Below are 8,400 nucleotides of genomic sequence, written 5' to 3' on the forward strand. Positions count from 1 at the left end.
GAGAGCCTTGTCGAACCATGTGCGGCACACCGTACACCCTTCGACAAGCTCAGGCCGAACGGTGTGCCTTATTGAGTGTCCCGTCTTATGTGTGTAGCCCATTAAAGCGAGTTACTCTGTAACACTTAAAAGTTCGTTTATAAAATCACTCTGGGCAGTGATATGGACACAATGATGAGGGTAATTTTGTGCATGACAACATAACCATCGCTAGCCTAAATCCATAAAAATAATCCACTAGCCTTTGTAAATAAAGGCACTTACCGAACGCCAATCAGTAATCCAATATAGAGCAAAACAAATAACCCTTAATTCGATACAATAGCCATTGTGTAGATTACGTTTTTTATTATACTAGTCAATTTTTGGGAAATTCTATGTGCTTTAGTGCAAATATGTCGCTTAGTTTGGGAGTAATCGGGCTGGCGGCTTCTGGTGTTACTTTTCTTGATAAGACCGAAACTTTTTGGGTACGCTTTGCCAGAGCCTACGCCATTTTTCATTTTTCGTTAATGGAGTTTATCCAGTTTTTTGCCTATCCGGTAGCCGACCAATGTGGCTATGGAACGAATTATTTTTTAAGTGAGTTATCGACCTATCACATCAGTTTGCAGGCGTTAGCCATTATGCCAGCCTTAGCGACTTATTCGTCTGATAAAACGGCGCTTAAAAAAGCCTTTCTTGTGGGTGGAACGCTCAGCACCTGCTTTATCTTTTTTTCTTTTCTACCCAACACCTGGCAGCTTTTTGATGTGGAACCCAATTTTATTGGCCGCATGGTGTCTTGTTTATTTACCGGTAAATATCATATTGGTTATGCGATATCGAGCGCGTTTGGGTTATTGGTTACCTGGGGATCATTATTTGCATTAGCCGTCAGCGCTTTTGTCTGGAAGGACAATTGGCGTATTGGCAGCTACCATTTCATTATGGCTATGATGACTTTATTTGTGCCACAGTGGTTATTTGGGGTCTCAACCGGTGAAGCCGCCGCTATGTACTGCTTTTATTCGATTCCCATTACGGCCAGTTTTATGCCTTATTTTAAAAATTTCTTCATGGCATCCAACTACACAGATCCCTATAATTTCACCGTTAACAGTTAGTGCTTAGTCATATTTACTTTGTCGAGTACTATAAAATACGCCGTTCGTCCTTGAGCTTGTCGAAGGACTTGTGGCTATGGTTCCGACAAAGCTTCCTTGAGTCTAATCGAAAGGCTCAGCAGTTATGGTCTTTGGGTACGAACGGTTTTTTAAAATTTGTCCGATAAATCATTATTGATTGAAGAGCCGTTGCCTATTGTCGACGTTCATATTTCCAGGGCGTAACACTATCCAATATTTTCTTATGAACAAATCACCGATTAAAAATCACTGTGAACATTCGTAACGCCAGATTTGAAGATATACCCGCCCTCGCTGAAATACACGTACTGTCATGGCAGCATACCTATCGCGGTATTGTGCCCGATAAGTATCTTGATTCGTTAACCATGCCAACGCGTGAGGCTATATGGCGCGAAAATCTCGCCCAAAGTACGCCTAAAGTTATCGTTGTGCAAGCAGGCAAAAAAGTGGTTGGCTTTTCTTGTTTTGGAAAATGTCGTGATAACCGTGCCAGTGCAAATGATGGCGAAATTTGGGCTATCTACCTTTCGCCATTACATTTAGGTAAGGGTTTGGGACGCGCTTTGTTGTCAGAATCCTGCGAGCAGTTAATTGCCCAAGGCAAGACCCGCATTAGTCTTTGGGCTATTGTGGGTAATGAACGTGCCATACATTTTTATCAGGCAGCAGGGTTTGCGCCAGAAGAAGATTCGTTGAAAACCTTTGAGCTTGCAGGCGCCGAGATTGCCGAAATACGCTATGTTCAAAACATCAGCTAAGAAACAAATAAATTAATACAGGAACTGCGCAATAATTAGACAGCGCAACTAAACTGTGTAACCGGCAGTGGCTCTTGCCCGTATAACGCTGCGGGTCTACCAAAATAATAACCCTGCCCAAAATCAACATTCAAGCCGCGTAAAATGTCGGCAGTTTCCTGATCTTCAATCGACTCGGCAGTGACTTGTTTGCCCAATGTATGGGCAATTTCGGTAACGGCGCGCACCAGGGTTTTATTGGTCGCATCGTGCTTAAGCTCGCGAATAAACCGGCCATCAATCTTGATAACATCTACCGGTAGCCGCTTAACATGGTCAAACGAAGCAAAACCACTGCCAAAATCATCCAGCGCAAAGCGAAAACCCAACTCGCGTAACTTAAGGATATTGCGTAACACCAGCGAAAAATTATTGATGGCGCTGTATTCAGTGATTTCAAAACAAATCTTGGCTGGCGAAATATTGTGCTCGAGCAGACATTTTCGGATAAAGGCCACAAATAGCGGATCGGCCAAAGTTTGAGGACTGAGATTAATATTAACCATGCCACTCTGTACTAGGTTATCGCCCTCTATTAGCCACGCACAGGTTCTATTAAACACCCAGCGATCAATTTGCGGCAGCAAATGATAGCGCTGTGCCGCGGGTAAAAATGCCCCCGGCGCTAGTAAACCGTTATCGGTGTGCAGGCGTACCAACACTTCATAATGTTGTAGGTGGGTTGGCTGGGGCGTTAATGAGATGATCGGTTGCTGGAATAAAGTCAACTGATGATCTCTAAGCGCCTGGGTCAGGGTAGCGACCATATCCATCTGGCTTTGCCGGTAGATAGTGACCTGCTTATCGGGGTCATTGATAAGCACGCGGTTTCGGCCGGCATCTTTAGCTTCGTAACAGGCGGCATCGGCCAGACTGAGCGCCTTCTCGCCACTGGTTATGTGTGCATCAAGCGTGATAAGACCGATGCTCGCCGAAGTTTTAAAAATCCGCTGTACCCATTGAAAATGATTGGCCTCCAATGCCAGACGAATGCGCTCGGCGCTAGCCTTACCGACAGCCTGATTTTGATTGTAAAAGATAATGCCAAATTCATCACCGGCCACATGGCCGCAAGTATCGTTAATAACTTTAAACTGGTCCAGATCTATAAAAAGTAATGTATGCGTAATTTGGCTACTAATAGCCTCTTGCAGATAGTTTTCGAATGCATTGCGATTATGTAAACCGGTCAAAGGATCACGCTTGGCCAGATAAGCCAGTTGTAATTCCTGTTGCTTACGCTGGCTAATATCAATTATTGAGCCTTCAATCAGATCAATATCATTAGCGCTGATATGCCGTGCCGACAAGCTATACCAGGTATTATCAGGGCCTTGAATCTCAAGCGCTTCAACAGTGCCGTGCTGTTTTAGACCTTGCGTTATTTTTTTCCAGACATTTTCGGGTTCAGCAAAATAACTGTGTAAAAACGATTGATTAATAATGGGTTGCTCAACGAATTTAACAGCCAGCAATTTTTGTAAGGCTGGATTGACTTGCAGTAAGCGGCCATCGATAAAGGTGGTAAATAAACTTTCCAGCGCATTGTGGTAAAGAATTTGGTATTTTTCGAGGCTTTGAATACTCATTTTTTGTGCAAGGGCGACTTGTTCCCGATCGTAATTAAACCGCATGTTAATAATTGACGAAAACGACAAAAACATTAATGTGCCACTGGCCAAGCTCAGGTGATACATAAAAGGTATATGATTATTATCAACAATCAACGGACTAATATGGTAATAAACCACTACTATTAAAAACAATAGCACCGTCGTAATAAAGGTACGCAAATGTTTAATGGTGGGATACCAGCAGTGTGGCGTAAGAATGCCAATGAGGCATGCCATTACAATGACCACGCGATAAGCCACTAAAAAAATCGGGTGCGGAAAGAGCAGATTACCCACTATTAATACAATACCTAGAGCGGCACAGGTATGTAATCCTCGGGTGATAAGCGGATGCTTGCCTTTAAAATCAACAAACAAATTTAAGAAATGCTCAAAAAAAGAAATAAATAAAACCAGGTTGAGCGTATCCAGCACTAGCACAGCAGAATCGTGCGATCCGATAGCGAGATGCCAAAGCCCATTGCCTTCACCTACGCCAACCACATAACCCAGCAGTGCAACGGAAAAACGCAAATAAATGCTTTGCCGCGTACAGCTATACAAAATGAGGTGGTAAGCAATGATGCCGAGACTAAAACCAACAATAAGATAACTTATCATCTGATCAGTTGACGACATGATTGTTGGATATTTAATTAACCCCAGCGTGGTGGGCAATAGATCATTCGCCTGTGCCACCGTGGTAACAAATAGTGTAATGAACACAGCCAGAGTGCTTGCACAGTCACAATATTTTCTAATTTTTAGGGGCATTGTTAGCCTCCGCCTTGCGATTTTTATAGTTATAATATTCTTTAAAAGAACAGTGAGTTACGGGCATAGCGGTCACAATCTTATAATGCAAGGCGAGTTGATGGCAGGTGGGGACAGTTTTCAGTGAGTAGTCCTAGTAAAAAGAAATACTTTAAGCGGTTTAGGACATAACGATGAATGCTAGCCATCTTGGTTAATACGGAAAACTTTTGCAGCGATCTCGCGATAAAATCCAGTCAATGTCAGCAATGGATTACAAATTGTAATTAATGCACTAAAGCTTGTCCAATTTATTTTTTTACAATTACCAAGCATTTTTTTAAGTTGCTTGCCAACACCGAATATTACTGAACAAATACCCAGTATACTGGCTTTCATTGATTAAAATTGCGCTTTGAAACTGCCGCCTACGGTAAAAAAATCTTATCTTAATAAGTCAGTTTAAACTGATGAAATTATGAACTATTGCAAAAATAATTTTGTCGGTAGTTTTAAGAAGCGAGCAATAAAGAGTTCCTGCTTGCATTCGAGCGTATTGCATCAGCACCGTGCGGTTACTTGGCAAGCTTACGAAACACTCACCAGCGCTTTGGTGACACTTTTTAATTTGGCAAAGCTATAATTATTTTATGTGTGGACGATTTGTGTTGTACAGCGACTCTATTACCTTGGCCAAACGGTTCGAAACAGAAATGTTAACGGAATTGCGGCCCAGTTATAACATTGCGCCATCGCAAACCATTCCGATTGTCAGGCAAGAAGGGGAAAAAAGAGTTGTTGTGCCGGTTAAATGGGGGCTAATACCTTCTTGGGCAAAAGATACCAAAATCAGTTATAGCACTATCAATGCCCGCGCTGAAACCGTTGAGACTAAACCTGCGTTCCGTTCGGCTTTTAAACATCGGCGCTGTTTAGTCCCTGCTGATGGCTGGTACGAATGGCAGGTGCTTGAAAATGCTGACCACAAGCAACCGTGGTTTATTACTCAAAAAGATCGTGAACCACTTGCGTTTGCTGGTTTATGGGAACAATGGCGAAACCCGGAAGGGGAATCGTTAGAGTCATGCAGCATTATCGTCACCGAAGCTAACGCATTTATGAAGTCTATTCACAACAGAATGCCGGTGATTCTTGCAGAAGATACTTGGGATACTTGGCTATCACCTACTAATAAAGAGCCGCAAGCCCTGCAAGATTTACTCATACCGTACCCAAAAAACGATATATCCGCTTGGCCGGTGAGCACGCTGGTTAATAGTCCAAAACATAATTCGCCAGAATGCCTTATTGAGCAATCCTAAGCCTACTCGCAAGACCTAGTGATAACGATGCGTTATTTTAAGTGGTGTGGCTTTACATTCCTTCTTTAAAAAATCATTTATGTCTGTGAAATATTACACATTTTCGGTGTGAAATACTTCACAGACATCATCTATAAATCCCTTTACTCTGGATACCGTGTCTTAGCTTTACACTTTTGTTGGTTTAGCATTGAGCTCTACTTGATTGCGTTTAACAAGTGGCTTTTTATTTTCCTTCAAGTTTCAGTTAATTCACTTTGCGTAGGGTTTCTTCCTCCCCTTAGGAATCTTACGTTAACCATCACAAGGGTAATTCTGGAGATTAAAATGGCTAATAAAGAAACCAACAAAGATAGAAAGGGCGATGACTACCCAGTTGTCGGTAAACCTCGTGCATATAATATGCTGCAAGGTTATAACGATTATGTGGATGACCTATGCAAAAAAAAATTCAATTATCTAACGCGGACGGACTGTGACGGTAAAGGCAGTTACACACCGATACCGGGTGGCCACTATGACGAACCCGCTTACCCTGCGGCTTACCCAAAAGATCATCCGTCTTACACACCGCCTGCTGAAGTATACCCAAAAGATCATCCATCTTACACGCCACCTAAAGATCCTTGTGCTTGTAAATGTGACACCGTTGAATTTCCAAAGATTGAACCGTGTATTTCGGTTAAATGGGGAGATAGCGAATGCGATGGCCTTGAGTCGGATGATATGGAGATACTGTGCATCACCGTCTGTAACTGTTACTGCAATGTGACTTTCCAAGATTTCACTATTGGTCATATTAAAATAACGGATATGGCAGGGAATCCCGTGCCGTGCTTGCCAAATGGAGATCCCTCTGTACAGGTTGTTCCTTCAGGGTCTATTTGTTTTGGGGACATCTGCCCTTGCGATTGCACATGCAATAAACCGAGCTGTGTATCAAGGGAATTTGTGGTCTATACCTGCGGCGCAGTAGCGAAATGCTATCTGTTATCGTTTGAAGATGTTTGCTTTACGGTTTGCCATGAGGTACAAACGAAACAGTGCTTCAAAGTAGAAATATGCAAAGATTAATCAGTACAATCTAAACCGTAACCTGTAAGGCGCATTGTCGATAGATACTGCGCCAAACCAGGTTACAGCTTATTCAATAGCTTCCAGCCAGGAGACTCTAATGGGTATCAGAAAAAATCAATCTACACTGTCCGCCGACGAAAAATCTCGATTTGTCAACGCGGTTTTACAACTCAAAACCAATGGTGTTTATGACCGCTACGTGCGGCAGCACCGTGATCTTTTTTTCGATGCGAATGCTGGTATTCATAGGACTGCGCTGTTTTTGCCGTGGCATCGGGAATTTTTGCGCCGACTTGAATTAGACCTTCAAGCCATTGATCCTTCAGTGACTCTCCCTTTTTGGGATTGGACGGTGGATCGAACCGCCACGGCATCGCTGTGGGGCAGTGACTTTATGGGGGGCAATGGCGTAGCGCCAAGTGGTGCGGTACAAACGGGCGCATTCGCATTCAGAAACGGCCGCTGGCCACTGACAGTACGCGATACGCCAGCCGACAGGGTTGAACTCACGCGCGCTATAGGTTCTGGTGCAACACTCCCCAGTGCAAATGATGAGCGAAGAGTACTTTCGCGCACACCTTATTCGGCTTTTAGGCCTGATCTGGAAGGCGATATTCATAATATCGTGCATGGTTTTATAGGCGGAGCCGCAGGCAGTTTAAGTTCGCCCAATGACCCCGCGTTCTTTTTATTGCATTGTAATGTGGATCGGCTGTGGGCTATTTGGCAAAGCCTACATCCAGCAGATGCGCCCTTTCAAGGTGATGGGCGGTTTAATCTTAATAGCCCCATGCAACCGTGGGAAAATGAAATATCGCCGCCCACACCTGCGCGGGTGTTGAATCATGTTGCACTGGGTTATTCCTATCCTGATATCGACGTACCTATGCCATCCGTGATTATTAATCTTACAGTAGGCGCACCGCCGCGACAAGACAGCATTAGCCAAGCTGGAGAAGTTGATTGGTATCGGTTTGTCGTGCCAGTAGCATCGACTTACACAATAGAGACACAAGGCTTAACAGACGTATTTATGTCGTTGTTTGGGGTTAATAGTCAAAGCACTTTGGTCACTGAGGACGATGATAGTGCCGGGGCGGGTAATTCGAGAATTATTAGCAACCTCTCGGCGGGGACTTATTTTGTGAGAATTCGGCATTTTCAGGCAGCGGGCACAGGTAATTATGGTATTTCAGTGAAAAATACCGTGCAACCACAACCCAATCTAACCGAAATTATGGTTAACGGTGCAGAAATTCAGGGTAATATTGCAGCAGCTAACGAAAGCGATGTGTATAGTTTTAACGCAACCCAGATTGCCACTTACACTATTGTGACATCAGGCAATACGGATACTTTTGTATCTTTAAACGGGCCGAATAATCAAAACGCTTTTATCAGCCAGGATGATGACAGTGGCCCAAGTCAAAACTCACAGATTATTCGTGTTCTGACTCCCGGCATGTATTTTGTGCGTGTTAGGCATTATAGCCCAACGGGCACTGGCGCTTACGGGGTTGCAGTAAAACGAACCTAGTTGAACCTTAGTCCATTAAAAATATTTCAAAAGTTAGCTTTTTAGGCTTCCAAGTTAAGGCGGGACAGGTGGAGGTGTGCCGTTCGTGGTGAGCTTGTCGAACCATGAGCGGCACACCGCACACCCTTCGACAAGCTCAGGCCGAACGGTGTGCCTTATTGAGTGTCCCGT

The 8,400-nt window shown here is 43.7% G+C and carries 7 protein-coding genes; 5 read left to right on the forward strand and 2 right to left on the reverse strand.

What is annotated here, in order from left to right; genetic code table 11:
- The first annotated feature begins 377 nt into the window (after positions 1-377).
- Together ACHZC4_RS07475 and ACHZC4_RS07480 are read left to right on the forward strand one after the other, a co-directional pair.
- The gene (locus tag ACHZC4_RS07475) at positions 378-1,106 is read left to right on the forward strand and encodes a DUF5765 domain-containing protein (protein ID WP_394753207.1); all 729 of its coding nucleotides are present in this window, start codon (positions 378-380) and stop codon (positions 1,104-1,106) included.
- A 272-nt stretch (positions 1,107-1,378) separates the two neighbouring features.
- The gene (locus tag ACHZC4_RS07480) at positions 1,379-1,888 is read left to right on the forward strand and encodes a GNAT family N-acetyltransferase (RefSeq protein ID WP_394753208.1); all 510 of its coding nucleotides are present in this window, start codon (positions 1,379-1,381) and stop codon (positions 1,886-1,888) included.
- Between the two features lie 35 nt (positions 1,889-1,923).
- Here the strand turns inward: ACHZC4_RS07480 and ACHZC4_RS07485 are convergent, their stop codons facing one another.
- Together ACHZC4_RS07485 and ACHZC4_RS07490 are read right to left on the reverse strand one after the other, a co-directional pair.
- On the reverse strand, positions 1,924-4,314 hold the full coding sequence (locus tag ACHZC4_RS07485) for an EAL domain-containing protein (RefSeq protein WP_394753209.1): 2,391 nt from the start codon (positions 4,312-4,314) through the stop codon (positions 1,924-1,926).
- A gap of 180 nt (positions 4,315-4,494) precedes the next feature.
- Entirely contained in the window at positions 4,495-4,692 is a 198-nt protein-coding gene (locus ACHZC4_RS07490) for a hypothetical protein (protein ID WP_394753210.1), read from the reverse strand.
- A gap of 251 nt (positions 4,693-4,943) precedes the next feature.
- Between ACHZC4_RS07490 and ACHZC4_RS07495 the strand changes: the two genes are divergently transcribed.
- From ACHZC4_RS07495 to ACHZC4_RS07505, 3 genes are all read left to right on the forward strand, one after another.
- A complete protein-coding gene (locus ACHZC4_RS07495) occupies positions 4,944-5,615 on the forward strand; it encodes an SOS response-associated peptidase (RefSeq protein ID WP_394753211.1) in 672 nt (223 codons plus the stop codon).
- A gap of 327 nt (positions 5,616-5,942) precedes the next feature.
- Entirely contained in the window at positions 5,943-6,689 is a 747-nt protein-coding gene (locus tag ACHZC4_RS07500) for a hypothetical protein (protein ID WP_394753212.1), read from the forward strand.
- Positions 6,690-6,789: 100 nt separating this feature from the next.
- Positions 6,790-8,229, forward strand: coding sequence for a tyrosinase family protein (locus ACHZC4_RS07505; RefSeq protein WP_394753213.1), 1,440 nt, complete (start codon positions 6,790-6,792; stop codon positions 8,227-8,229).
- The last annotated feature ends 171 nt before the right edge of the window (positions 8,230-8,400 follow it).

This window comes from Crenothrix sp. (assembly GCF_043729335.1).
Classification (GTDB): domain Bacteria; phylum Pseudomonadota; class Gammaproteobacteria; order Methylococcales; family Methylomonadaceae; genus Crenothrix.